The organism is Ruegeria sp. AB8 (genome assembly GCF_056542605.1).
Map to the genome: position 1 here is coordinate 1 of NZ_JBQGAB010000015.1, position 23,591 is coordinate 23,591.

Annotated in this window: 21 protein-coding genes; 13 read left to right on the forward strand and 8 right to left on the reverse strand. The window is 55.1% G+C overall.

The window, feature by feature from the left end:
• The first annotated feature begins 41 nt into the window (after nucleotides 1–41).
• From ACR0CG_RS15640 to ACR0CG_RS15670, 7 genes are all read left to right on the forward strand, one after another.
• Entirely contained in the window at nucleotides 42–437 is a 396-nt protein-coding gene (locus ACR0CG_RS15640) for a hypothetical protein (protein WP_480526096.1), read from the forward strand.
• Between the two features lie 356 nt (nucleotides 438–793).
• Nucleotides 794–1,219, forward strand: a complete 426-nt coding sequence (locus tag ACR0CG_RS15645; protein WP_480526097.1) for an SRPBCC family protein — start codon at nucleotides 794–796, stop codon at nucleotides 1,217–1,219.
• The gene (locus ACR0CG_RS15650; protein ID WP_480526099.1) at nucleotides 1,212–1,916 is read left to right on the forward strand and encodes a maleate cis-trans isomerase family protein; all 705 of its coding nucleotides are present in this window, start codon (nucleotides 1,212–1,214) and stop codon (nucleotides 1,914–1,916) included. The genes ACR0CG_RS15645 and ACR0CG_RS15650 overlap by 8 nt, the downstream gene beginning before the upstream one ends.
• Nucleotides 1,917–4,325, forward strand: coding sequence for a GcvT family protein (locus ACR0CG_RS15655; protein ID WP_480526101.1), 2,409 nt, complete (start codon nucleotides 1,917–1,919; stop codon nucleotides 4,323–4,325).
• Between the two features lie 229 nt (nucleotides 4,326–4,554).
• The gene (locus ACR0CG_RS15660; protein WP_480526103.1) at nucleotides 4,555–6,477 is read left to right on the forward strand and encodes a DUF3604 domain-containing protein; all 1,923 of its coding nucleotides are present in this window, start codon (nucleotides 4,555–4,557) and stop codon (nucleotides 6,475–6,477) included.
• A 162-nt stretch (nucleotides 6,478–6,639) separates the two neighbouring features.
• On the forward strand, nucleotides 6,640–7,470 hold the full coding sequence (locus tag ACR0CG_RS15665; RefSeq protein WP_480526105.1) for a peptidyl-prolyl cis-trans isomerase: 831 nt from the start codon (nucleotides 6,640–6,642) through the stop codon (nucleotides 7,468–7,470).
• Nucleotides 7,467–8,456 (forward strand): HupE/UreJ family protein, encoded by a 990-nt coding sequence (locus tag ACR0CG_RS15670; RefSeq protein WP_480526107.1) that lies wholly within the window; start codon nucleotides 7,467–7,469, stop codon nucleotides 8,454–8,456. Before ACR0CG_RS15665 ends, ACR0CG_RS15670 begins: the two co-directional genes overlap by 4 nt.
• 172 nt (nucleotides 8,457–8,628) lie before the next feature.
• On the opposite strand, the gene ACR0CG_RS15675 is transcribed toward ACR0CG_RS15670, so the two are convergent.
• Nucleotides 8,629–9,480 carry a Hint domain-containing protein gene (locus tag ACR0CG_RS15675; RefSeq protein WP_480526109.1) on the reverse strand — a complete coding sequence of 284 codons (852 nt, stop codon included), beginning with the start codon at nucleotides 9,478–9,480 and terminating at the stop codon, nucleotides 8,629–8,631.
• A 304-nt stretch (nucleotides 9,481–9,784) separates the two neighbouring features.
• Between ACR0CG_RS15675 and ACR0CG_RS15680 the strand changes: the two genes are divergently transcribed.
• Nucleotides 9,785–11,269: a BCCT family transporter gene (locus tag ACR0CG_RS15680; RefSeq protein ID WP_480526111.1), complete on the forward strand. Its 1,485-nt coding sequence runs from the start codon at nucleotides 9,785–9,787 to the stop codon at nucleotides 11,267–11,269.
• Nucleotides 11,270–11,483: 214 nt separating this feature from the next.
• Here the strand turns inward: ACR0CG_RS15680 and ACR0CG_RS15685 are convergent, their stop codons facing one another.
• From ACR0CG_RS15685 to ACR0CG_RS15715, 7 genes are all read right to left on the reverse strand, one after another.
• Nucleotides 11,484–12,506 (reverse strand): DUF2955 domain-containing protein, encoded by a 1,023-nt coding sequence (locus ACR0CG_RS15685; protein ID WP_170805883.1) that lies wholly within the window; start codon nucleotides 12,504–12,506, stop codon nucleotides 11,484–11,486.
• On the reverse strand, nucleotides 12,496–13,560 hold the full coding sequence (locus ACR0CG_RS15690; RefSeq protein WP_170612212.1) for an HlyD family secretion protein: 1,065 nt from the start codon (nucleotides 13,558–13,560) through the stop codon (nucleotides 12,496–12,498). The genes ACR0CG_RS15685 and ACR0CG_RS15690 overlap by 11 nt, the downstream gene beginning before the upstream one ends.
• On the reverse strand, nucleotides 13,557–14,636 hold the full coding sequence (locus tag ACR0CG_RS15695; protein ID WP_170612210.1) for an AI-2E family transporter: 1,080 nt from the start codon (nucleotides 14,634–14,636) through the stop codon (nucleotides 13,557–13,559). The genes ACR0CG_RS15690 and ACR0CG_RS15695 overlap by 4 nt, the downstream gene beginning before the upstream one ends.
• A gap of 167 nt (nucleotides 14,637–14,803) precedes the next feature.
• On the reverse strand, nucleotides 14,804–15,073 hold the full coding sequence (locus ACR0CG_RS15700; RefSeq protein ID WP_480526114.1) for a potassium channel family protein: 270 nt from the start codon (nucleotides 15,071–15,073) through the stop codon (nucleotides 14,804–14,806).
• A 154-nt stretch (nucleotides 15,074–15,227) separates the two neighbouring features.
• Nucleotides 15,228–15,656, reverse strand: coding sequence for a phospholipase D family protein (locus ACR0CG_RS15705; protein ID WP_480526116.1), 429 nt, complete (start codon nucleotides 15,654–15,656; stop codon nucleotides 15,228–15,230).
• 26 nt (nucleotides 15,657–15,682) lie between these two features.
• Complete coding sequence (locus tag ACR0CG_RS15710) at nucleotides 15,683–15,991, reverse strand: hypothetical protein (RefSeq protein ID WP_480526117.1); 309 nt, start codon at nucleotides 15,989–15,991, stop codon at nucleotides 15,683–15,685.
• A gap of 761 nt (nucleotides 15,992–16,752) precedes the next feature.
• A complete protein-coding gene (locus ACR0CG_RS15715; RefSeq protein WP_321250817.1) occupies nucleotides 16,753–17,406 on the reverse strand; it encodes a GntR family transcriptional regulator in 654 nt (217 codons plus the stop codon).
• Between ACR0CG_RS15715 and ACR0CG_RS15720 the strand changes: the two genes are divergently transcribed.
• The 5 genes from ACR0CG_RS15720 to ACR0CG_RS15740 all read left to right on the forward strand — a co-directional run bounded on the left by ACR0CG_RS15720 (nucleotide 17,405) and on the right by ACR0CG_RS15740 (nucleotide 23,590).
• A complete protein-coding gene (locus tag ACR0CG_RS15720; RefSeq protein ID WP_480526119.1) occupies nucleotides 17,405–18,706 on the forward strand; it encodes a Gfo/Idh/MocA family protein in 1,302 nt (433 codons plus the stop codon). The two genes, ACR0CG_RS15715 and ACR0CG_RS15720, sit on opposite strands and share 2 nt — an antisense overlap.
• Nucleotides 18,707–18,797: 91 nt before the next feature.
• Nucleotides 18,798–19,808: a TRAP transporter substrate-binding protein DctP gene (gene dctP / locus ACR0CG_RS15725; protein ID WP_480526121.1), complete on the forward strand. Its 1,011-nt coding sequence runs from the start codon at nucleotides 18,798–18,800 to the stop codon at nucleotides 19,806–19,808.
• A 28-nt stretch (nucleotides 19,809–19,836) separates the two neighbouring features.
• Entirely contained in the window at nucleotides 19,837–20,412 is a 576-nt protein-coding gene (locus ACR0CG_RS15730) for a TRAP transporter small permease (protein WP_170429693.1), read from the forward strand.
• Nucleotides 20,409–21,704 carry a TRAP transporter large permease gene (locus tag ACR0CG_RS15735; protein WP_170328647.1) on the forward strand — a complete coding sequence of 432 codons (1,296 nt, stop codon included), beginning with the start codon at nucleotides 20,409–20,411 and terminating at the stop codon, nucleotides 21,702–21,704. The genes ACR0CG_RS15730 and ACR0CG_RS15735 overlap by 4 nt, the downstream gene beginning before the upstream one ends.
• The gene (locus tag ACR0CG_RS15740; protein ID WP_480526123.1) at nucleotides 21,704–23,590 is read left to right on the forward strand and encodes a bifunctional sugar phosphate isomerase/epimerase/4-hydroxyphenylpyruvate dioxygenase family protein; all 1,887 of its coding nucleotides are present in this window, start codon (nucleotides 21,704–21,706) and stop codon (nucleotides 23,588–23,590) included. The genes ACR0CG_RS15735 and ACR0CG_RS15740 overlap by 1 nt, the downstream gene beginning before the upstream one ends.
• Nucleotide 23,591: the final 1 nt, after the last annotated feature.

Below are 23,591 nucleotides of genomic sequence, written 5' to 3' on the forward strand. Positions count from 1 at the left end.
AAACCGCGCAGACAGGCCGGACACATGACTGCTTCTGACAAATGCGCAAATCAGATCAAAAATGTCTTGCTAGGAAGGAGCCATCCACACAAGCATTCGCCGCTTCGTCCAGCGCCGTTGTTCCATTAGGGTCGCTGCACGAGACCCGCGATGCCGCCCTGCAACCGGAAAGAGGTGGAGAGGTTGATCTGTCACAGGCGACATTCCGCGTGATCCGCCACGACCGGCATCCGATGGGCCGCTGGACTGATCTGGTGGCGCCAAATGCGGTGCGCCCGGAAAAGGGCCGTATCACCGTGCCTTCGCACATGCCAAAATATGGGGCCCACACGCGCGAAATCCTGGCGCGGACCGGGTTGGCCGAAGATGCAGTTGACCACATGATCAAGACCGGGGCAGCGGCAACGCAGTGGTCCGACAAATACCTTCCCGAATAAGGGCAGAGAGTCCCGAGGGGTCGGACTGACCTCGGGCAAGCGGAGTGGGCTATTGGATCCATCTAACGGACATCGGCCCGATGCGCGCTCGACGCAGCGCTTTCGGACCAGCAATCAGTCGACCAAGGTAAGTGTCACATGATCCTCGCGCGAGGCGTAAGGCCCATGAGTGTCCAGATCCACGGCTGTTGTCGTCGCCTCGCAGACCGCCCGAGCGTGGACGATTGGCGCGAAGTTGGTGCACAATCAATATGGGATCGCGCCCTCACATCTCCGTTGAACGACACAAAGGATATTCACGCGATTTACCACTCGCTTGGGTCACTGAAAGGGAAAAGATGCACGTTTTTCGCAGTATGATCATAGATGCAAATATCGATCGGGTCTGGCAGGCCGTCCGAAACTTTGACGGGTTAGCAGCCTGGAACCCCGCAGTGGATAAGGCCACTTTGGAAAATGGAGCGCCGACCACGACCGGGTCAATTCGCAGCCTGCAAATTCGCGACGGGACGGTGTTTCGCGAGACCCTGCTTGCGCATTCCGACATCGACCACTTCTATACCTACGACATTCTCGAAAGTCCGCTTCCCGTCGAAGGATACGTTTCGACGCATCGATTTATCCCGATATCACATACCGATCAGACCCTGGGCATTTGGGAAAGCCGATTTAACTGTGCGCCTGATGTCGCAAACGAGATGGACAGTATCGTGGGTGACGCAATCTACATTGGTGGCATGGAAGGTTTGAACCGATATCTCAGGGAGAACCAGCATGAATGACACGCTCGCGCCCCGCGCCATTGTCGGCGTGATGACACCGGCGATGAATACCGTCGTGCAGCCGGAGCTGGAGCTTTTGCGGCCGAACGGTGTGACCAACCAGATGCAGCGCTTTCGCCTTGGTGGGGACGCTGTGTCGGATGATCTGCCTGAAGAAGCGGCCAAGCTGATGGATTGTAACCCCGGGGTAATTGCCGTGGGGCTGACAACGGATGCAGGGGCGGGTGGGCCGGACAAGCTGGCGGCCCGGTGCTCGGAAGTCTCTGACCAGGTGGGCGTGCGTTTGCTGGGCGCTTCGCAGGCCAACTACGCGGCGCTTCGCGCACTTGGGGCGGTGCGGGTCGGAGTTGTCACCCCGTTCAGCGCAGAAGTGGATGCGGTTGTAAAAGCCAATACCGAGGCCGCCGGATTTGAGGTTGCCGCGATCAAAGGAACCGCGGCGCCGACACTCCCCGAGATTTGCGAAACACCGCTTGACGATATTCGCGCCGTCTTCTCTCAGGTGGCTGCATCGGACTGCGATGTCATCCTTCAGGTTGGCACCGCGTTGCCTGTGATCTCACTGATCGCGGAACTGGAAGCGCGCTATGAAAAACCGATCGTTGCATGCAATGCGGCCGTGTATTGGCAAGCGCTTCGCGCCATCGGCATCAAGGATGTGATCCCGGGCTACGGCACATTGCTGGAGAAACACTGAATGCAGGATCACGTGCAGGTCGCCGTCATCGGTGGCGGTGCCGTAGGGGCGGCTATCCTTTACCACCTTGCCAAGGCGGGCATTACCGATGCGCTGCTGCTCGAGAAAAATGAGCTGACGGCTGGCTCGACCTGGCATGCGGCAGGCAACATTCCCACTTACGCCAACTCGTGGCTGGGGATGCGCGCGGGCAACTACGCCTGGCGTCTTTACAAGGAACTTGCAACCCACCCGGATGCACCGATTACCTACCGCCACACCAAGGCAATCTGGCCCGCACACACGCCAGAGCGGATGCAGCTGTTTCAGCATTTGTGTGGCGTGTCGCGATCCGCGGGGTTCGAGCTTTCGATGCTGGAACCGTCGGACATTGAGAAGATGCACCCTTACTGGAAGGCGGGGAATGACGTTCTGGGCGGCATTCTGGACCCCTATGAAGGTGATATTGATCCCAGCCAGTTGACGCAGGCCTTGGCCAAACACGCGCGGGACATGGGAGCCGAGGTGCGCCGCTATACCAAAGTCACCGGCCTCAGACAGCGCAGCAGCGGAGACTGGGAGGTCGAAACATCGGCTGGCAGCCTGATTGCGGAAACCGTAATCAATGCGGCGGGGTCTAGCGGCGCGCAGATCGCCGCGCTTGCCGGAATGAAACTGCCGGTCGTGACCCTGGAACACCAATACATGGTTACGAGCGCTTTGCCTGAGCTGGACGCGGACAGTGATCTTTTCCCGCTGATCCGGGACCCGGATCTAAGGTTCTACCTGCGCCGGGAACGGAACGCGTTCCTGCTGGGTTCTTACGCGCATGAAGGTCGACCTGTCTGGATGGATGGTGTTCCCGGGGATTTTGACCATCAGCTTTTTGCTGACGATGTCGACGGGATGATGGCGGTGTTCGAGGCTGCATGCAGCCATGTCCCGCTGCTGGAACAAGCCGGAGCACAACGTTTCGTGAATGGCCCCATTCCTTATGCGCCGGATGCTCTGCCGCTTGTCGGCCCGGCAAGTGGCGTACGAAATTTCTTCCAAGCGACCGGTGTTCAGATCGGAATCACGCATTCTGCCGCGATTGGCAAGGCAATGGCCGAATGGTTGACCACAGGCGAAACCGAATGGGATCTGAGCGCTTGGGATCCGCGACGCTTTGGCGACTGGGCATGCGGGGATTATGCGGCGCGCCGGGCTTCGGAGCATTACGATCTGCAATATGCGATCCCTTACCCCCACCGCATTCTGACCTCAGGGCGACCCGTCAGGCAGTCTCCGCTTTACGACCATCTGGTTTCACAGGGCGCGGTCATGGGGCAGATCGGCGGTTGGGAACGTGCCTTCTGGTTTGATCCGGCACCTGGTTCAGAGGCTCATGATCTAAGCTTTGGCGAAGAAGCATGGAATGAGCCGGTCCGCAAGGAATGCGAGGCCGTTCGGGATGCGGTCGGTCTCATGGATCATGGCGGCTTTACCAAATTCACGCTCGAAGGTCCGGATGCGGCCGCGGTTTTGAACAGGGTCTTCTGTAGTTCCCTGCCGGACGTTGGACGGGTGCGCCTGTCTTACATGCTGACACCAAACGGAAAGATCTGGTCCGAGGCAACGATCGCCCGGCTGGCCGATGACCGCTTTCTAATTTGCGGTCCGACACTTGCCGTGGACCGTGACTACGACTGGATCGCGGGACAGATAGGCGACGCCGATGCCACGCTCACCTGGCCCTACGAACGGGATGGCGCGCTTCTGGTCATGGGGCCGAAATCCCGTGCGCTTCTTGAGCCTTTGACAGACGGCGACCTGACCCGGCCCTGGATGAGCGTTACCGAGACGACGATCGCCGACGTACCAGTCACCGCCCTCAGGGTGAGTTACGTAGGCGAATTGGGTTGGGAGCTTCATGTCCCTTCCGAGCATCTGACAACGCTTTACCAGGCCATTTGGGAGGCCGGGCAAAACCAAGGTATTCGAAATTTCGGCTCCTACGCGCTGAACGCAATGCGGGTTGAAAAGGGATATCACGGCTGGGCTGCTGATTTTGGCACCGAATACACACTCTTTGACGCGGGGCTGGCGAGCTTTGCCAACCTGAACAAGGGGCCGTTCACAGGGCGCGAAGCTGTCAAGCAGCAAAAGCGCGAGGTGCCAGCCTGGCAATTCATCGGACTTGAATTTACGGACCCTGGCCCGGATCCGTTGCCGTCTGATCCCATTATCCTGGGCGACCGAGTAATCGGTTACCTCACATCCGTGTCGATGGGGTTCCGAAGCGGTCGTCTTATCGCGCTGGGTTATGTGGAAACGGGAACTCTGGACATTGGCCAAAGCTGCCACGTTCAAGCTTTTGGCGCACTTCGATCTGCCGTTCGTCACAACCACCACGTCTATGACCCAGAGAACAAGCGGTTGCGCGCCTGAGTTCCGAAAGCACTGGTTCCTGGTCACGAGCTTGGGCGAAAACCGTAAAACGTTCGCAGGTGGAAACTTCGAATTGGAAACGGATCGGTTGCCTTTCCAGCACCACGAAAATCGTGGTCCGGAAAATTCTTCACGGAAATCGACACGCTGTGATATAAACAAAATCGAATATTAAGGAGCTGCGAAAAGTTCCTCCATTCTGTTGGTATAGTTGATTTGGGAGGTCACTATGTTTCGGATATCCGCGTGTTTTTTCTCATTGGTATTTGCGCCGACAATTGCTCTTTCTGACGCCGTGCCAAGCAAAGAGGCGGCCGAAGACTTGTTCTCGGACCGACCGTTTTCTCCATATGCCAACCGGACTTTTCCCGAACGCCCGCTTTGGGGGGACACGCACCTTCACACGGGGCTTTCCTTGGATGCGGGCGCCTTCGGGAATACCCTGCTGCCGGACGATGCATGGCGTTTCGCCAAGGGTGAGCAGGTCATTTCTTCCACCGGCCAACCTGTCCGGCTGGCCCGGCCGTTGGATTGGATGGTTCTGACGGATCACACGGACCTGATGGGATTTGCCCCGGATCTGCAAGCTGGCAAGCCCGGTGTTCTTGCCGATCCAAAAGGTCTGGAATGGTACGAGGGTTACAAAGCCGGCGGTGAAGAGGCCGGGAAAACGGCGTTCGACATTATTACCAACTTCTCGCAAATGACGTTGCCGGAAGTTCTTCTCGAGTCCTACAGCCCGGGTGCCGACGCTTTCGCCTTCACCTGGGAGAATATTGTACTGGCGGCCGAGCGGCATAACGACCCCGGCGACTTTACCGCTTTCATCGGGTTCGAGTGGACCTCGGTACCGAAGGGTTTCAATTTGCATCGAAACGTCATGCTGCGCGATGGGCCGATCAGAGCGCTTCAGATGGTGCCCCCGGTGACGCAGCCGCCTTACGGCGATACGGATCCAAAGGCGCTTTACGCGTGGCTTGAAGAGTATCAGGAAAAAACCGGGGGGCGTGCTGTTGCCTTTGCCCATAACGGCAACCTGTCAAACGGGTGGATGTTCCCGACCGAAGATACATATCACGGCGGTAAGGTCGATGAGGAATACGTGGCGGCCCGTGCGAAATGGGAACCCCACTACGAAGTCACGCAGATCAAGGGTGACGGCGAAGCGCATCCATTCCTGAGCCCGGATGACGAATTTGCAGACTACGAAAACTGGGATGTAGGCAATCTGGATATCACCGAGCTGAAGACCGATGACATGCTGGCCGGTGAATACGCCCGAGAAGCACTGAAGCGCGGTCTGTTGCTGGAAGAAAAGTTCGGCGTTAACCCCTATAAGTTCGGTATGGGCGGCGCGACGGACAGCCACACGTCTCTGGCCACTGCCGAAGAAGACAACTTCTTTGGAAAATCTGTCAGTGTTGAACCTTCGGCCACGCGGATCAAACATCCTTTCATTGCCAATGATTTGGGTGAAATTCCCGGCGATCTTCTGGTCGCTTCCGGCTACACGGCCGTTTGGGCGACCGAAAACACACGCGCTGCGATCTTTGATGCGTTCAAGCGGCGCGAGACTTATGCAACAACCGGTCCCCGGATCGGCCTGCGGTTCTTTGGCGGATGGGATTTCAATGACGCGGACGTTGAAACCCGTTTCCTTGCAGATGTCGGCTATACCAAAGGGGTCCCGATGGGTTCGGACCTGCGCCCCCGCGAAGGAGATGGTGCGCCCGCATTCCTGATCGCTGCGCTGCGCGACCCGGTTGGTGCCAATCTGGACCGCGTGCAAGTGGTAAAGGGATGGCTCGATTCCGACGGAGCCTTGCAGGAAAAGGTCTACGATGTGGCGTGGTCGGGTGATCGTGTTGCTGATGAAAACGGCAAGGTTCCCGCGGTTGGAAACACCGTGGATGTAGACACCGCAAGCTGGACTAACACAATCGGAACCGCCGAACTGGTTACGGTTTGGTCTGATCCTGATTTCGATCCGAATGCGCGGGCCTTTTACTACGTGCGCGCCATCGAAATCCCTACACCACGCTGGGTGCTGTACGACAAGCTGAGGTTCGGTGCCGAATTGCCGGAAGACGCGGTTCTGACGCATCAGGAGCGCGCGTATTCCTCTCCGATCTGGTACACGCCGGAAGAGTGATCCAATCTGGGGACAGAATTGGAAGCCGGGGCAGGTACCTCTGCCCCGGTGCTGTCACCAACTTTCTGAAACACACAGGGTGTTCGTTTCTTGCAAAACCCAACCGGGTGATGCCAGCATCGATACATAGAACCGGATCGTGTTTTTCTTGCAGGAGCCTTCATGCGATTATTGAAAGAACCTCTGTTCCATTTCTTCTTGATTGGAGCGGCGATTTTCGTTTGGTTCCATTTGGTTGCGCCGGAAGCAGAGGCTGTTGAAGACATTGATACGATAGCAATCGACGAAAACGATGTTGCGCTGCTGTCAGCTCAGTTTGAAGCTAGGTGGAAACGCAGACCAAGCGACGCTGAGTTGCAAGCCTTGGTCGATGCATCAATTCGCGAAGAGGTACTGGTCAGAGAAGCGAGAAAGCTTGGCCTTGATCGCGGCGATACCGTCATCAGGTCCCGGCTGAGCCAAAAGATGGATTTTCTGTCTGAAGCGATCGCCACATCAGTTGTTCCGGATGACGAAGAATTAGAGGCTTTTCTGCAGGAGAACTCTGAACGCTACGCAACATCTGCCAAATCGGCCTTCACTCAGGTTTTTCTGGGTGAAAAGCCAGGCGACGCAGAAATCGAGCAGGCACTGACCGCGCTGCGGGCCCAGCAAGAGCCTGATGGCCTTGGAGGCTCGACATTGCTGCCCGCTTCAATGCCCATGACCGCGACAAGAGTCATCGACTCGGTGTTTGGAAATGGATTTTCCGAAGGTCTGACAACGCTGGACGTGGGTGAATGGACCGGACCGATCCGGTCGGGATATGGGGTACATCTGGTCAAGGTTGTCGCCATCGAACCCAGCCAACTGCCTTCGTTGGCAGAAATCCACGGTGTGGTACTGCGGGATTGGCGTCGCGCTGCGAGCGAAGATCTGGCGCAGGCGCAATATGAGGCTCTTGCCCGAAACTACGAAATTGTAGCTCCCGACCTTTCAGGCCCGGCCAAATGAGAGCAGTTGTCTGTCTTGTTTTTGCTCTGCTGTTTACCTCGTCGGCAGGTAAGGCTACCGCACATGCGCTTGATCCGGGTTATCTGGAAATTCGCCAAATCGCTTCAGACACGTGGAGCGTTCATTGGCGAAAGCCGGATGTGAACGGTCGACCGATGGCGATTGATGCTGTCCTACCGGATGGCTGCGCCCCGGCGCGGGGCCCGGACCCGGTTTCAGACGGCAGAGCCTGGGTATCTTCATGGGTTGTCGAGTGCGGCGCAGGTATCACTGGCCAACCCATTGCGATTGAGGGGCTAGAGACTCAAAAGAACGACGTATTGGTGCGTTTGCACCCTCTGCAAGCCGAGCCGACGACCCTTCGTTTCACTCCTGATGCCGCCATCCAGAAAATACCTTCCGAACAGACGACGTGGTCAGTCTTTTCCGCGTATTTCCTGTTGGGGTTTGAACACATACTGGAAGGTTGGGATCACCTGCTGTTTGTCTTCGCGCTGTTCATTCTGGTTCGTGACCCGTGGAGGCTGGTTGGCGCTGTAACGGCTTTTACACTTGCGCACTCCATAACTCTGGCGCTTGCAACCTTCGGTGTCCTGAATGTCCCCGGTCCGCCAGTCGAGGCTGTAATCGCGCTTTCAATCGTTTTCCTCGCCATGGAGATTGTGAAGGGCGGCGAAGGTCGGTTCCGGTTGTCAAAACAGCAACCCTGGATCGTATGTTTCGGATTTGGGCTTTTGCACGGCCTTGGCTTTGCTGGGGCTTTGGCCGAGATCGGACTGCCCTCAAGCGATATTCCGGCGGCGTTGCTTGCCTTCAATGTCGGCGTCGAGGCAGGCCAGCTCAGTTTCATTGGCGCTTTGGCTCTTCTAATAGCGGCGGGGCGATTCATAGCGGTTCCGATTGGTCAAACAGCGACAACTGTTACCGCTTATGGCATCGGCTCAGTGTCGATGTATTGGCTCATAGAACGCGTAAGTGGCTTCTGAATATGTTGGCTGCAATATGTGGACGGCGCATCCAGCTTTGAAAAAGAAGCTAGATTTGCGGGCAATATATTCCGTCACTCTTTCGCGGCGAATACCTGTTTCCCGTACATTACAGATGTCTCTGAGATCGTAGGTGGAACAAAGCCGGACTTTCCAGTTTGCGCAATATTGATCAGGCAAACATCACCATTGCTTCGCGACGAGAAACCATGGGTTTTGCTGCTCTGACAGTTCTTAACTCGCAGAACAAATCCGGAAACAGGAGTTTGATTTCATCGGTTTCACTGCGCCCAAGCTGGTCACCAAGAAACAGGCTTTCCGATGGAACTCCATTTGCGAAGACCACCTCGTGTGTTTCCAGCAACAGGTGGTAGTAGGTGAACGTTGTACGGGAGTAATCCAATGTGACACCCGGAAATCCAACAAGCGCCTTGGCGGGCATCAGGACCTCTCGCTCACCAAAAAGAAGTTCCGCTTTGTAGCCCGAAACCAACAATCTGTGTTGCTGGGAAATCACCAGGGGCCGGTCGTTCCCAAGGACGCCTGCGTCTATTCTCAACGGTTGCAATGACGGATTGCGAAGCAGCATCGAGGGCACGACCTGTCGGCCGCCTATCCAAAGAATTGGCATGTGTCCGCCTGATGCCGTGGTAACCAAGTCTCCTGCTTGAAGCTGTTCGACCAGAACCTCGCCTTGCGGTGTCTGGATCAATGTTCCGCCAACAAAGCAGGGAGGATTGCTGGGATCGAGGTCGCCTTCTGTAATTTTCCAGTTGCCCGTCTGCATCGGGCCGGTGGGATTCGTGGTGTTATAGGCATAGACCTGTCCGCCAACTCTGATGAATTCGCCGGACTCACCGGTGCCGCGATAGTTGCCCTGACCGAGATACGTGTAGGCTTGGAACGTCTGCCCACCGTCGAAAGAAATGGTCGAGCCGCTGATTATCGCAGGCATCGTGGTGTTTTGAACAATCAGATCACCTTGGCCTGTCTCATTGACAGTATGCGCCAATATATCAAACACCGCCGACTTCCCCCGTTCACGCCGTTCAATGCTATATTAGGGCATTATATTCACTTATAGTGATTTTTTGAAAAGTATTGTTTGCACAATTCGGGTTCGACACGTCCGTCCATCGGTTCTTTGATCGATTTCTGTGCGGACCAAGCCGTGATCAGCCACGATGCGGCAGGGGGCGGACGAAAACGGCCACTGCGAGGGCAGGATAAGCATCGGCTTCTCGTGGCAATCCACGTTTGCGACTTTGTGTGACGGTATTTTGTGACTACGGTGCCAAGGCAGACGCACTTCTTCAGATTGGCGAGCGATGAAAGTTAACGCGCTATTGGTATCGGCACTTCTGGTCAGCAGCGGCATTGCCATCTGGGGCATTGTCGATCCACAGGGCCTGGGATCCGTTTCTTCCACAGTTGTTTCGATTCAATTCGAAAGCCGGGGCTGGTTCATTATGCTGGAAGCCAGTGCACTTTTGTTGCTGTCGATCTATCTCGCGCTGTCCAGGTTCGGTTCGATACGAATTGGTCCCGAAGGATCAGAGCCCGAGTTTTCCACTGTCGCCTGGATAGCAATGCTGTTTGCGGCGGGTATGGGCGTTGGACTGCTGTTCTTTGGCGCGTCAGAGCCTCTCACGCACTTTTCGGTTATTCGCAACTTCAGCGCCGACCCGGAAGCGGCCAGCCTGGCCATATTTGTCACCTATTTGAACTGGGGTTTTCATGCCTGGGCGATCTATGGCGTCGTCGGGCTGATTATTGCGTATTTTGCATTTCGGCGTGAGCGCTCCTTGCTATTGAGTGCACCGTTGCTGGACGTTTACGGGGACAAAGCCTGGACCCGGGCGTTGGCGTGGGTTTTCGATTTCTTGTCGGTTGTTGCCATCGCCGTCGGGCTGGCAGGCTCATTGGCGATGGGGGTGTTCCAGATTCAAACGGGATTGGCAGGGGTCCTGGGAATACCAAACTCGTATTCGCTGACCGCGATTATCTTTGTCGTCATGTGCATTGCATTTCTTATCCCACTTCGGCGCGATCTGGGTGAGGGGATGTCCAGGCTGTCCAATCTGGCCATGAGTATCGCAATTGCCCTGCTGGTTTATTTGCTGCTTGTTGGTCCCACGTCCTTCGCGATGAATTCCATCGTTTCCGGTTTTGGCCGGTACGTTTTCCACGTCATACCCGCCGGGTTTTCGACAACCGAGTTTTTCGACGAAACCGTTTCCACATGGTTTCAGGACTGGACGCTGAACTACATGATCTGGTGGCTTGCATGGTCCCCGTTTGTCGGGATTTTCATTGCAAGAATTTCGCGCGGCCGCACGATCCGCGAGTTTCTGACCGGCGTCATCATCGCGCCGACTTTGTTCTCGATCTTCTGGTTTGGCGTTTTCGGCGGGATTGGTATCTTTGACGTTCTGGATGGAAGCGGCCATCTTCTGGAGGTGAACGCCGAAAGCCTCGATGCGACGACATTTGCTTTGTTGCAAGAGTTTCCTCTGCAATACGTGACACAGATCGCAACAATCGCGGCCGCGTTCCTGTTTGTGGTCACCAGTGTTGTCAGCGCCGGATTCACGCTTGCAATGATTGGAACGGGCGGAGATGAAAACCCTTCCCCTGGTGTGCGTACCATCTGGGGCGCGGTACTGGGCGGCCTGGGGCTGGCGATGATCTTTGTGAACGACGTGGCGCTCGTTCGATCCATTATCGCGCTGTCAGCCATCGCGTTTGTCTTTATTGTGCCTGTCCTTGTTATTTGCCTTCTCAAGTCGCTGATGAAGGAGGTCACGAAATGACGGGATCAATCGTCGATACGGTGCTGAATGTAACAGTTTTCGCCTATATCGGTTTTTTGATTTGGCTTGCCCTGTACCGCGTTTAGCGCGGTGCGGAGGTACGAAGCATATTGGCTGTCAGGCGGGATTCAGATGCATTCAACACTGGTTGTTTTTCGCCATCCGCTAAGCGGCCATCTACGCGGCTTGTTATTGGCCGCGACGTCTGTTCCCGTCAGGCCGCGTTGTTCTGACTGGTCTGGCGTTGCTTTTCCGGCCAGAATTCGTCGACCACGACGTAGGCTATGATCACAAAGAACGCAGCGCTGGCGACTTGCAGAACACGCGTGATGCTTTTGACGTCGGCCTCGTCGGAAAACGGTGCAATCGACCCGCCATACACAATCAATGCTGTTGTTATTGCAGACCCGGCAGCGGCAGCCAGTGGAACCTGAGATTTGCCGAGCGCCCCAAGTGTCAGACAAAAGAACAGACAGAGCAGTATAGGCGTCAGAATGACCGGGGCGATCACGTTGATTTCATAGCAGATGATCGACACCGCCGCTCCAAGCAGGTTTGCTGTCAGCATAGCCTTGGCAACGGTCTTCCCCGCTGCGGGCATCGCAGCCAGTTGCTGACTGAGAAGCGCCACAAAGAACAACACCAACAACGCCGACGCGCCGGACACGAAAAACGCCAAAGCAAACGGAACCGTGACAAGCGACATCCTGACGATCCGACGATGCGGGTCAAATTCAGGCGATGACGCTGCTTTTTTTTCAGCAGGCGTTGGGGGTTCGGCGGGGATCAGAACAAACATCAGTGTGGATACGAACCCCGCAAACAGAAGGTTCAGCGGGATCCAGAACACCAGCACCAAGGCCAAATCCTGCGATTGCAGCACAAGGTTCGGGATCATCAATGCCCCCATTAGGGCAATGACCCCGGGCAATACTCCTGCGCCTGACACCGACCATATGAACGACAGGATTATTCCGATCGCAACCAGAATCAGAAATACGACGGGATATGGTGCGAATACCGATGACAGCAGAAACGAAAGAAACATCAACCCGATCGAGAAGACAAACAGCTTTGCAAACGCCGCCAAAGGCAACGCGGCCGGCGCTTGAAGAAACAAGGCCGTGAACACGGCACCAACAACCGCAAGGGGCCAACCCAGGAACAGGCCCAACGAGAAGACGCCTGTTACCCCCAATGCAAGCCGGATGACCGAGTTTCTGTCCTCAGTACGCATAAGACAGGATCGAAACCAAACGAATGTAGGTGCGGCCAACCACGTTCAGTAGCGAGTTTTCGCTGAGATACATGATCACGTCCGCCTGCCCGTTGAGTTGAAAACGCAGGTCGTCCTCGGCGCTTCCAGCCTCATACCCGGGCAAAACGATCCGAACCGGGAACCGTTCCGGTTCGCGCAGAAAACCCTTGGTGCTTGGCGGGCTTGCCAACTGGCCGGGCTCATCTCCACCGCTCAGGGAAACAGCTGCGCTGAAGCTTTCGATTACACCTGGGACAATCTTGCCGGGATGCATGTCCAGCACCACGTCGACAGGCGAGCCTACAGACGCTCTGCCAAGGTTGTTTTCGGTAAAGTACGCCTCAATCCAGACGTCGGTCGCATCCAGAAAGGTCAGCAGGTCCTGCCCGGAGCGCGCATATGTTCCAGGCGCAATCAGCAAGTTGGAGATCACACCTGTTGCCGGCGCGCGCAGCTCGGTCCATTCAAGATTAAGCTCTGCATCCGCCAATGCCGCCAGTGCGCGCTGAATCTTGGGGTTTTCCACTCCCTCACTGCCGAGCCTCTGCTTGGCCTTCTCCAGATCCGCTTTGGCGTTCTCGAAATTCGCCTCTGACTCTGCCAGTTGTCCTCGCGCGTCATCCGCTTTTGAAACCGCGATCAGTCCTTTCTTTTCAAGTGCAAAAACCCGCTCTGTCTGTATGCGCATCGTGTCGAGGTCACTTTGCGCCCTAGCCAGTTTGGCCTGCGCCGCACTTACCTCGGCCGAGGAAGCGCCCACTTCCTGTGTTGCAGCTTCCAGATCCGCTTCTGCCTTTGCGCGATCGATTTCATATGGTCTGGCGTCAATCCGAACCAGCACGTCCCCAGCTGAGACGACCTGACCGTTTTCGACCAGAACTTCGGTCACCGTGCCAGTGACCTGCGGCACGATCTGCGTTGCCACGGCCTTGACTCTGGCATTTCCCGTAAACGGAGTTTTCCGGTCGGCAACCAGATACCACACAAGAAAAACAAGAATGACGGCAAGTGTCGTCCATATTGTTTTTCTCATTTTGCTGCTCCTTCAGCAGCGTCTTCCGTTTCGGGTGAGGCGTCGATCCAGACCTTGAACAGCTCGTAGAAGACAGCGAACAGAACCGGTCCCATGAAAATGCCGATCAAGCCGTAGGCCATCATGCCACCGAGAACCCCAATCAGGATCACCAGCATTGGTGTCTCAAGACCTTTTGAGATGAATACCGGACGCAGGAAGCTGTCCATGATGGCGACAGGGATGGCCAATATGGTGAAGACCAAAGCCGCACCACCGGACATCGAGCTCCATGCGTAAATAACTACGGGCAATAGCACCAGACCGGGCCCGATCTGAATGATGGACAGGATCAGGCAGATAAACGCCAGCGTCGCCGCGGAACCAATGCCAAACAGAACCAACAGCAACCACACGACGACAGCTTGAATTGCCGCCACGCCGATGACACCCTTTGTGACATTTCGGATTGTTGCACCCGCCAGAGTCACGAACTCACCCCCGCGTGGCGCAAACACGCGGTTGGCAAATCGTTGCAGGCCCTGAACCAGGTTCGGGCCGGGGCTGAACAGGGCTCCCATGATCAAAACCGAAAGGGCCAGTCCCAAAAGCCCGATCCCGATACCCAGAACCTTACCAAAGAGGGATTTGGTCACTTCCAGGATTTGTGTGCCATATTTGGCCAGCGCACCGTCCAGGTTCCTTTCGAACATCCCCCAGACTTCGGCGATCTTGTTCCCGACTAGGGGCAGCTCCTTGAGACCTTCAGGCGCCGGTGGGACTTTCAATTCACCGCTGTCCGCCTGTTCCGCAAACTCGCCTCCAAGCTCCGCTGCGCCCGATACTGCAGTTGCGACGGGCCCCAATGTCAGAACCAGACCCAGCAAAACCAGAATGGTTGCGGCCAGCGACTTGCGTCCGCCCAACTTGGACTGAAGCCAATCAAAAACCGGATAAAGCGCGACGCAGAGTATCGTCGCCCAGATCACCACGCTTGCCAGCGGCGCGATCATGACCAATGCGCTGTAAAGGAATAACCCAAGAAAAAGCAAGCGAATTGCCAGATCCACAATTCTTGCGTCTTGTGTCTTTTCCATACCGTCCCTCCATTACTCGTTTTCCAAACCTTACACTCAAAAAACGTGATATGTACATTTTTTCAAACATCGTCGCTTGGTATGGGTTTGATGAAGCGTCGAAAAAACGAACTGCGGCTTCAGCACTGCAGTTGTTTTTTGAGCGCAGCGTCAGGGCTACGGTCGTTTTACTCGTCTGCTTTTTTGTCATCCTGAGACAGGATCGTGTCCGCAATCGTGGTTGCCGCAGTCACAAAGACACCCAGTCCGACAATGATATAGACCATGGTAAAAATCTTACCTAACGCGGTCTCGGGCGAGAAGTCACCGAATCCGACGGTCGAAATCGTCACTACGGAAAAGTAGATGGAATCCAGCCAACTCCAGCCTTCTACATAGTGATAAAAAACAGACGCCCAAAGGATCATGCCTAAGGTGAAGGCCAAAAGACTCTTCACCCTGCCGTCCTTCAAGGCGACGCCTATCCCGCGTGTTATTCTGGTTAGTGAGTTCATTACGCCCCCGCCCGCAAAATAAATTCATACATAACAGTATTGGAATGAAATACAAAATTTGGATCGGTATTGGCCGGTGACAGTTCAAAAAATGCGTTCAGGTTCTTCCCAAACATGCCGCGAAGGCAATTTCCGCAATGGGATCGGAATCGGTAAGCTTTTCGAGTATCTCCAGCGCCTCGGCAATCCAATCGACAGACACGTTCCAGGCTTGCTCAGCGGCTTCTGTGCGTTCGACCTGAAGTTCATGAGTGCCCGCATCCAGGTCATCGGCATACTCGATGTTTCTGTAGAGCCCTGAGTAGGAAAAGTTTGCGGATCCGGCGACGGCACCTTTTGGTGAGCTGACGATTTTTGAATGTAGCCGCCGATCCCCAGATATCCCCAACTTGCGTTTGGCAAGCTCTGGATCGAAGACACGTAAATCAATTTTGCCGGTTTTGATGGCGTGTTTTGCCAGCACCGCGATAAGATCGTGATCCTCTTCCACTTGAAGCCCGGAGCGCTCCAGCCAGTAGAGTTTCATTTTTTCGGTGACTGGTATTGGGTTGGTCAGCCTTTTGGATTCGCAGTGTCGATCCCGAACGATATCCGGATCCGGATATCGTTGTCGTTTTCCAGATCCGTCAGCTCGGGCAATTCCTTCATCAAAATTGACAGCGAAGACAAGAAGTCCTGATACCCGGTGACAATCAGACAATCCCCGGAGGTGATATGGGGTCGATAAAGATTGATGACCGGCCGGTCGATATTGGTGCCGACCTTCGCAACCGGTTCGGCATCAAGCTCGCTTTCGGGCTTTTGATTTACTTCGGTGAGCTGCTTTGGCTTGGAACGCAGCCAATCTGGGAGTGATAACAATGAACAAGACTTGGTATAAGTAAGCTTAGTCTAATAGTGATACTGCGGACATCGTCCTTCAAGACATCACCGGCAGAAACATTCGCCTTCCTGAACTTGTCGAAAACGGGCACCGGTTTTGGGGTAAGGCGTGACATGCTACCCAGATTTAAGACCCAAGCCGTTTTAGTGTGGGTTCTGTGTCTTTTTCTTGCCGGTGAACTGTCAAGTTTAACTCTAACTAAATTTGGCCAGAAAAACGAGTTTAGGAGTAATTGGTAAGGTTGCGCCCATTCGGGCCAGATATTGCGTTGACGAAATGCCCAAAGAGTGGCCAGTACTCATCGGTTGCCAGGTTTCATGACAGCCTGCTCCCAATCGTAGATGCCAGCTTGAACTATGCCAATTTGCCGATATGATTCTCCGTGATCGACCCAACCATAGGTGCGGTACGCAATCGGATTCAGCATCTGCCGATGCAAATGTGAACGTGAGATCAAATGGTACAGATATGGTACAAGTAGCCGACAAAAGGATGTGCGCGAAGCAACGACATCATCAACAACCACAATTTCAGGGATAAATGGTAGCGGAGGTCCGTCTTGGACACAAACCCCACACATTAACCCTCTGTAAAATACGGGTGCCGCAACCTTCGAGCGGTAAACCGGAAGGTCAATTGTCGTAGCGGTACACTGACTGGCGAATTCGATCAAAAGAATTTGGCCTTCACCGCGTTGTCCTACGTTGAAGGCCGTCGCAATTGCGGCATGGGGAATGTCCTACATAGCCTCCAAGGTATGCTCGAGGCCATTTCGAATGTGATCTTCCAACAACTTCTTGGCCATATCCGCGTCTCTGGCCAATGCGGCATCGAACATGTGTTTGTGTTCTTTGGCTGCTACCTCACCTCGATAGGTCAGTACGAGCATCTGGTAGCGAAGATACTTGTCATAGATGATTGAGTGAAGGGATAGAAGATTCTTGGAATTGCAGGCTGCTATCATCGCTTGATGAAACTCCGAGTCGTACCTCTTCCAGGTTTCTTTCTCAGAGTCATCTCCTTTGAGAAGCCGTTGCTCCATCAAATGCAGCTTATGATGCGCGGCGACAAGGTTCCCCTCCCAATCCGTGTCACCATTCTCGATGGATAATTCCAATGCGTGGCACTCCAGCAGGACACGCAGCTCTGATATCTCGATCAGGTCTTCACGGGAGACCGGTGTAACCAGGAATCCCCGTTGCTCAGGAGCTTCGACAAATCCGTCGCTGGCGAGCCTGTTTAGCGTTTCACGAAGTGTCGAAAGGCTTGCCGAGTAGCGTTCCTTCAAGGCGTCCAGCTTCAGTTTGGAGCCGGGCTGCAACTCCCCGAAGATGATGTCCCGCTTGATGCGCTGATAGGTGCTTGCACCTATCGTAGACGGCTGTTTCGCCATGCGTTTCACCCGATATTATCAGTTTCCTCGTTCAATTAGCATTTTTCAGAGACATCAGCAATCCAAACTGATGTATGGTAAAAATAAAAATATCATACATTATTGCGGAATCGCGAAAACCCCAATACGGTCGTGGCCAAGTTGGGCAAAGCAGCTCGATCGCAATCATCGGTTTCGGGATTTTCCGGACCCTCCGGAAGGAAGCAAAGTGTCTAAGAACTTTCGCATTGCCATTGTCGGCATTGGCCTTGTTGGACGCCGCCACGCAGACGCGATCCGAGCGTTGCGCCATGTTGATCTCGTCGCGGTGGTCGACCCCAGCGATGAAGGCCGTGCTTACGCCGTTGAGCACGGGGCCGCATGTTACGAGACCCTTGAGGAAATGTTTGGAAATCAGACGCCGGACGGAGCTGTTCTTGCGACCCCGACCACGCTTCATGTCGAACAAGGCCTCACGTGTGTTCGACATGGTTGTCCTGTTCTTGTCGAAAAGCCGATCGCCGTGGAAGCCACTGCTGCACTTGAGCTTGTTCAAGCAGCGGAGAAGGCCAATGTGCCACTGATGGTTGGACATCATCGTCGGCACAATCCTCTGATCCGGTCGGCCAAGGAAGCCATTGTCGATGGGAAGATTGGAGATGTGCGCGCTGTCCATGCGAATTGCTGGTTCTATAAGCCAGACGAGTATTTTGATGCTGCGCCCTGGAGAAAGAAACCCGGTGCAGGGCCCATCTCGGTCAATCTGGTCCACGATGTGGATCTGCTGCGGTATCTGGCCGGAGAAGTCGTGACCGTTCAGGCTCAGTCGGCTTCATCGCAGCGGGGTTACGACAACGAAGATGTTGCCGGTGCTCTGTTGACGTTCGAAAGCGGGGCGATAGGGACCATAAGTGTGTCCGACAGCATCGTCGCCCCGTGGAGCTGGGAGATGACGTCTCAGGAATATCCCATCTATCCTGCAACCACTGAGAGTAGCTACATGATAGGTGGCTCTCATGGTTCGTTGTCCGTTCCCGATCTTCGCCTGTGGAGTTACCAGAGTGAGCAAAGGGACTGGTGGACACCTATTTCATCGACCGCGCTGAAGAAGGGTGCGTCTGACCCTCTGGTCAATCAGCTCAGGCACTTTGTTGAAGTAGCTCGGCACGAAGCAGTGCCGATTGTGTCTGGATGGGAAGGGTTCAGAACGCTTCAAGTTATTGAAGCTATTCAGAATTCTTGCAGAACTGGCGAGGCTGTCAGGATAAGAAACCTTCAGGAAACGCAGCAACAGAGATTGCAGGTAATGAAAAATATCTGATATTTTGTAAAACATCTTGCAAAATGTCCAAAATAGGTCAAAACTCTGAATCGCAAAAAAGAAGCATCATGATGTCTCAGGGAGGAGCAAAGTGATTACCAAACTTACCCGCCGGGCTGCTGTATCAGCCCTGGTCGCAACCGGTGTTATGTTCAGCGCAACAGGCGGTGCGCTGGCAGAAGACAAAGTGCAACTTCGCCTCGCAACATCAGGATCGGAGACTGATCAGCGCTCGGTCGCCATGGCCGAGGTTTTCGCGCCCATGGTCGCCGATTTCGCAAGTTATGAACCCAGCTACAACGGCACGATCTTCGCGCAAGGCACTGAGCTGGACGCTATCAGTCGCGGCAATCTGGAGATGTCGATCACCTCGGCGCAGGAGCTGGCGCAGTTCTTCCCCGAGTTTTCGATCTTTACAGCAGGCTATGTCCACCAGGACGCCGCGCATCAGGTGGCTGTCTTCAACGATCCCTTAATGGATGCCTTCAAGCAAAAGGCCGAAGAAGAACTGGGCGTCAAACTACTGTCGGTCATGTATTTGGGCCGTCGTCAGGTGAACCTGCGCCAACCCAAGGATGAACTGACCGTCAGCACTCCGGCTGATCTGGAGGGTGTGAACCTGCGGATGCCGGGCACAGATGCGTGGCAGTTCCTTGGCAAAGCGCTGGGTGCCGCCCCGACACCAATGGCGTTCTCAGAAGTTTACACAGCTCTGTCGACTGGTGCCGTTGACGGTCAGGACAACCCGTTGCCGACCGTGGTTGATGCCAAATTCTACGAAGTGACCAATCAGATCATCCTGACATCGCACTTGGTTGACTTGAACTATATCGCCATCGGCAAAGAAGTTTGGGATGGATTGACACCCGAGCAGCAGGCCAAGGTTCAGGAAGCTGCGGATGCAGCGGCTGAATCCGGTCGCCAGAAACAGCTTCAGAAAGAAGAGGACCTTGTCAGCTTCCTGAAAGAGCAAGGCATGGCGATCTATGAACCCGATCTCGCGGCGTTCCGCGATCAGGTACAGTCTATGTATCTGGACAGCGAGTTCGCTGGCTCGTGGCCTGAGGGCGTTCTGGATCAGATCAACGCTCTGGGCAACTGAGCCCAGCAAGACAAGGGGGGAGAACCATATGAAAGCCTTTATGAAGGGGTTCTCCCGACTGACCGAAGCGATTGCCGGCGGGATGCTGGCGGCAATCTTTCTAATCTTCCTTCTACAAATTCTTCTGCGGTACTTCTTTACCCCCGCCGGATGGACGCTTGAACTCATCGGCATTCTGTGGGTCTGGGTGATCTTCTTCAGTTGCGCTTTCATCGTGCGCGAGAGAGATCACGTGAAGTTCGATATCATCTACCTTTCTGTGCCGATGCGCGTGCGGCAGGTCTTTGCGATGCTGGCGGCCGCAGCGATCGTGGTCGGTATGCTCTACAGCTTCCTTCCGACGTGGGACTACATCGATTGGATGAAGATCCGCAAGACATCGACTGTCCGCAATCCGTTCTCCGGCGAGAAGATACCTTTGCGCACAGTATTCTCGATTTACGCGGTATTCATGCTGGTCGTCGCAGCGCGCTACGCGTGGCTATTCTTCGACGTCATGCGCAATGGCCCCCCAAAGACAGAGTTGGAACTGGTTGTTGGGTACAACGTGGTTGACGACCATCCACGTGTCGACGTCGAAGAGGACGAGGAAGTTAAGAAATGAGTTTTGAACTTCTTTCCTGCCTGCTCGCTCTCTTTCTTCTGGCAGGCATCGGGACACCTATTGGCTATTCCATCCTATTGGCCTCATTAGTGTACCTGGGCACGGCCGGATTGGACGTCGCACTCGCAGGCGAGAAGATCCTGCAGGGCTTCTACAAAAGCACGATTCTGCTTGCCGTGCCTTTGTTCATCGTCGCCGCGAATATCATGAACGCGGGGTCGATCACAGACCGCTTGCTGAACTTCTGCGTCGCTGCGGTCGGTCGGTTCAAGGGCGGCCTTGGGCACGTCAACGTGGTTGCGTCGTTGATTTTCTCCGGCATGTCCGGCTCTGCCGTCGCGGATGCTGCCGGGATCGGCAAGATCATCATTGAGATGATGACCAAGGATGGCCGCTACAGCCGTGGTTACGCAGCCGCAATCACGGCAGCGTCGGCGACGATTGGCCCTATTATTCCGCCCTCGATCCCGATGGTTTTGTACGCGCTCGTTTCCAAGGCCTCTATTGGGTCTTTGTTCTTGGCAGGGATTCTGCCGGGCCTGATCATGGGCGTCGTCCTCATGGCGATGAACTACTATCTGGCTGGAAAGCGGAACTTTGCATTGGAAGAACCTGTTCCTCTGCGCGAGTTGCCGGCTAAAACCGCCAACGCGTTCCCGGCACTGCTGATGCCCGCGATCCTGCTGTACGGTATATATGGCGGCGTCACCACTCCGACCGAAGCCGCCGCAGTTGCTGCATTCTACGCTCTGCTACTGGCAGCGTTGTTCTACCGCGCGCTGACCTTCCGTGGCCTTTATCAAGTGTTCGTCGACAGCGCGCGCTCCTCCGCCGCCGTCGGGGTGGTCATTGGGGGTGCGTTCATTCTGAACTTCATCGTCATTCAGGAACAGATTCCACAGTCGATCTCGGCACTGCTGGAGGGTTCGGATGTTAGCCCGATTGTATTCCTGATCCTCGTAAACCTGCTGATCCTCGCGCTGGGATGCGTTTTAGACGCGACAACGATCATTCTTGTTATCGTGCCCCTCTTCATTCCAACCTGCGAAGCGCTTGGGATTGATCTGGTGCATTTCGGAGTGCTGGTCGTCGTGAACTCGATGATCGGTCTGATCACGCCGCCCTATGGCATTCTGCTCTTCGTTATCAACGCCGTGACGGACATTCCGCTGCGCGAAATCATCTCGGAAATCTGGGCCTTCCTCGCGGTTCTCATCTTCGCCCTGGTGATCATGATGCTGATGCCGGATCTGGTCCTGTGGTTGCCGCGTATGTTTGGATATCAGGGATAATGTGCCTCTCGGTTTCGACAACGTCGATCCCCGGTGATCTGGCCGAAAAACTGAGTGCAATCGCCGACGCGGGGTTCGGAGGTGTCGAGTTACACGAACCGGATTTGACCGCTTTTGACGGACCGCCATCGCAAATTCGGAACATTGCATCAGATCTCGGCCTTAAGATTTGCCTGCTGCAGCCCTTCCATAACCTTGAAGGCCAGTCCGGCGGTGGACGGGAGCGCGCCTTTGATCGACTGAAGCGCAAACTCGACCTGATGAGCGAGCTGGGAACGGAATTGCTGCTTATCGGGTCTGCCTTCGAGGTCGATGTCGCTGCGACCGAAGAACAGGTAATCGCAGATCTTGGCGAGGCGGCCCAAATCGCTAAAGAAATGGGGATGCGTCTGGCCTATATGGGCTTGCCATGGTCGGATCTTATTCACTCGGATGAACAGGCGTTAGGCGTCGTTGATGCTGTCGACAGCCCTAATCTGGGGTTGGCTTTGAATTCCTTCTTCTCGCTTGCCGACGGATCCAAACCAGCCCGCCTTCGGGACATTCCCGGAGAGCGGCTGTTCCATGTGCAACTGTCCGATGCACCCCGGCTTGAGATGGATATACGTCGGCTCAAGCGGCACTTTGGGCTTCTGCCGGGGCTTGGGTCGTTGAACCTTGCGGGCTTCGTTCGCGTGTTGTCCCGCGCCGGATACAAAGGGCCTTGGTCGGTTGCACGCGTCAACGAAGCAGCTCCTCAACCCGGTGGCCGAACACTGGCCCGAGACAGCTACAGGTCGCTGGTGAACCTGTTAGATGAGGTTTCCCGGACCGAGCCGGGAACCGATTTCGGCATCCCGGACTTGCCTGAACGCGTCTATGCGTCAGGCTTTGAGTTCGTTGAATTTACAGCCGACGAAACAAGCGGCGCGCAGCTGGCAGATATGCTGTCAGCAATGTGTTTTCGAATGGAGCGAAAGCATGTGAGCAAGTCCGTCGAGTTGTGGCGGCAGGGCGCGATAAACATCGTTGTGAATACCGAAAAGGAAGGTTTTGCCCATTCGGCGTTCCTGGGTCACGGCCCCTCGGTTTGTGACATGGGGTTGCGTGTCAAAGATGCGGATAAGACTGTTCAGCGGGCGACCGCGTTGGGCGCGCCGAATTTCTCACAGCCGGTGGGAACAGGGGAACTGGATATTCCGGCCATTAGGGGCGTCGGTGGCAACGTCGTTCATTTTATCGATGAGAAATCCGATCTGCATCGGGTGTGGGATATCGAGTTCGAGCCTGTTGCGAAAACCAAAGCGACCCAGCCTGCCGGTCTGCGCCGCATCGACCATCTGGCACAGACGATGCGTAACGATGAGATGCAAAGCTGGCTGCTCTATTACATTTCGACTTTTGAGATGGCAAAAGCCCCGATCGTGAACGTTGCCGACCCGTTGGGTGTTGTGCAAAGCCAAGCCATCGAAAGCCCCGAAGGCGAAGTGCGTTTAAACCTGAATGGTGCAGTTGGGCGTCGAACACTGGCGGCTTCATTCCTTGAAGACGGTTTTGGTGCCGGTGTTCAGCACGTCGCCTTCCAGTCGGACGACATATTTGAAACCTCAGCCCAATTGCGGAAGTCCGGTTTTCCCAGCCTGTCCATCCCAGAAAACTACTACGCTGATCTGCAAGCGACATTCGGGTTAAGTGAAGACCTGATCGCCCAAATGCGCAGGGATAACATACTCTACGATCAGGCGGCGGGTGCCGAGTATTTTCAGATCTACAGTCGTCCTATCTTTAACGGCTTTTTCTTTGAAATTGTTGAGCGCCGAACTGGTTACGCCGGCTATGGCGCGCGTAACGCTGCGTTTCGATTAGCGGCTCAAACGCGACACCACGTGGCGGAAGGAACAACCTAAT

Coding starts and splice junctions, on each gene's coding strand:
- ACR0CG_RS15715 (WP_321250817.1), bottom strand. CDS start 17,406: ATGGCGAAACAGCCGTCTACGATAGGTGCAAGCACCTATCAGCGCATC.
- ACR0CG_RS15660 (WP_480526103.1), top strand. CDS start 4,555: ATGTTTCGGATATCCGCGTGTTTTTTCTCATTGGTATTTGCGCCGACA.
- ACR0CG_RS15735 (WP_170328647.1), top strand. CDS start 20,409: ATGAGTTTTGAACTTCTTTCCTGCCTGCTCGCTCTCTTTCTTCTGGCA.
- ACR0CG_RS15695 (WP_170612210.1), bottom strand. CDS start 14,636: ATGGAAAAGACACAAGACGCAAGAATTGTGGATCTGGCAATTCGCTTG.
- ACR0CG_RS15650 (WP_480526099.1), top strand. CDS start 1,212: ATGAATGACACGCTCGCGCCCCGCGCCATTGTCGGCGTGATGACACCG.
- ACR0CG_RS15685 (WP_170805883.1), bottom strand. CDS start 12,506: ATGCGTACTGAGGACAGAAACTCGGTCATCCGGCTTGCATTGGGGGTA.
- ACR0CG_RS15645 (WP_480526097.1), top strand. CDS start 794: ATGATCATAGATGCAAATATCGATCGGGTCTGGCAGGCCGTCCGAAAC.
- ACR0CG_RS15670 (WP_480526107.1), top strand. CDS start 7,467: ATGAGAGCAGTTGTCTGTCTTGTTTTTGCTCTGCTGTTTACCTCGTCG.
- ACR0CG_RS15690 (WP_170612212.1), bottom strand. CDS start 13,560: ATGAGAAAAACAATATGGACGACACTTGCCGTCATTCTTGTTTTTCTT.
- ACR0CG_RS15730 (WP_170429693.1), top strand. CDS start 19,837: ATGAAAGCCTTTATGAAGGGGTTCTCCCGACTGACCGAAGCGATTGCC.
- ACR0CG_RS15640 (WP_480526096.1), top strand. CDS start 42: ATGCGCAAATCAGATCAAAAATGTCTTGCTAGGAAGGAGCCATCCACA.
- ACR0CG_RS15665 (WP_480526105.1), top strand. CDS start 6,640: ATGCGATTATTGAAAGAACCTCTGTTCCATTTCTTCTTGATTGGAGCG.
- ACR0CG_RS15720 (WP_480526119.1), top strand. CDS start 17,405: ATGCGTTTCACCCGATATTATCAGTTTCCTCGTTCAATTAGCATTTTT.
- ACR0CG_RS15655 (WP_480526101.1), top strand. CDS start 1,917: ATGCAGGATCACGTGCAGGTCGCCGTCATCGGTGGCGGTGCCGTAGGG.
- ACR0CG_RS15680 (WP_480526111.1), top strand. CDS start 9,785: ATGAAAGTTAACGCGCTATTGGTATCGGCACTTCTGGTCAGCAGCGGC.
- ACR0CG_RS15740 (WP_480526123.1), top strand. CDS start 21,704: ATGTGCCTCTCGGTTTCGACAACGTCGATCCCCGGTGATCTGGCCGAA.
- ACR0CG_RS15705 (WP_480526116.1), bottom strand. CDS start 15,656: ATGAAACTCTACTGGCTGGAGCGCTCCGGGCTTCAAGTGGAAGAGGAT.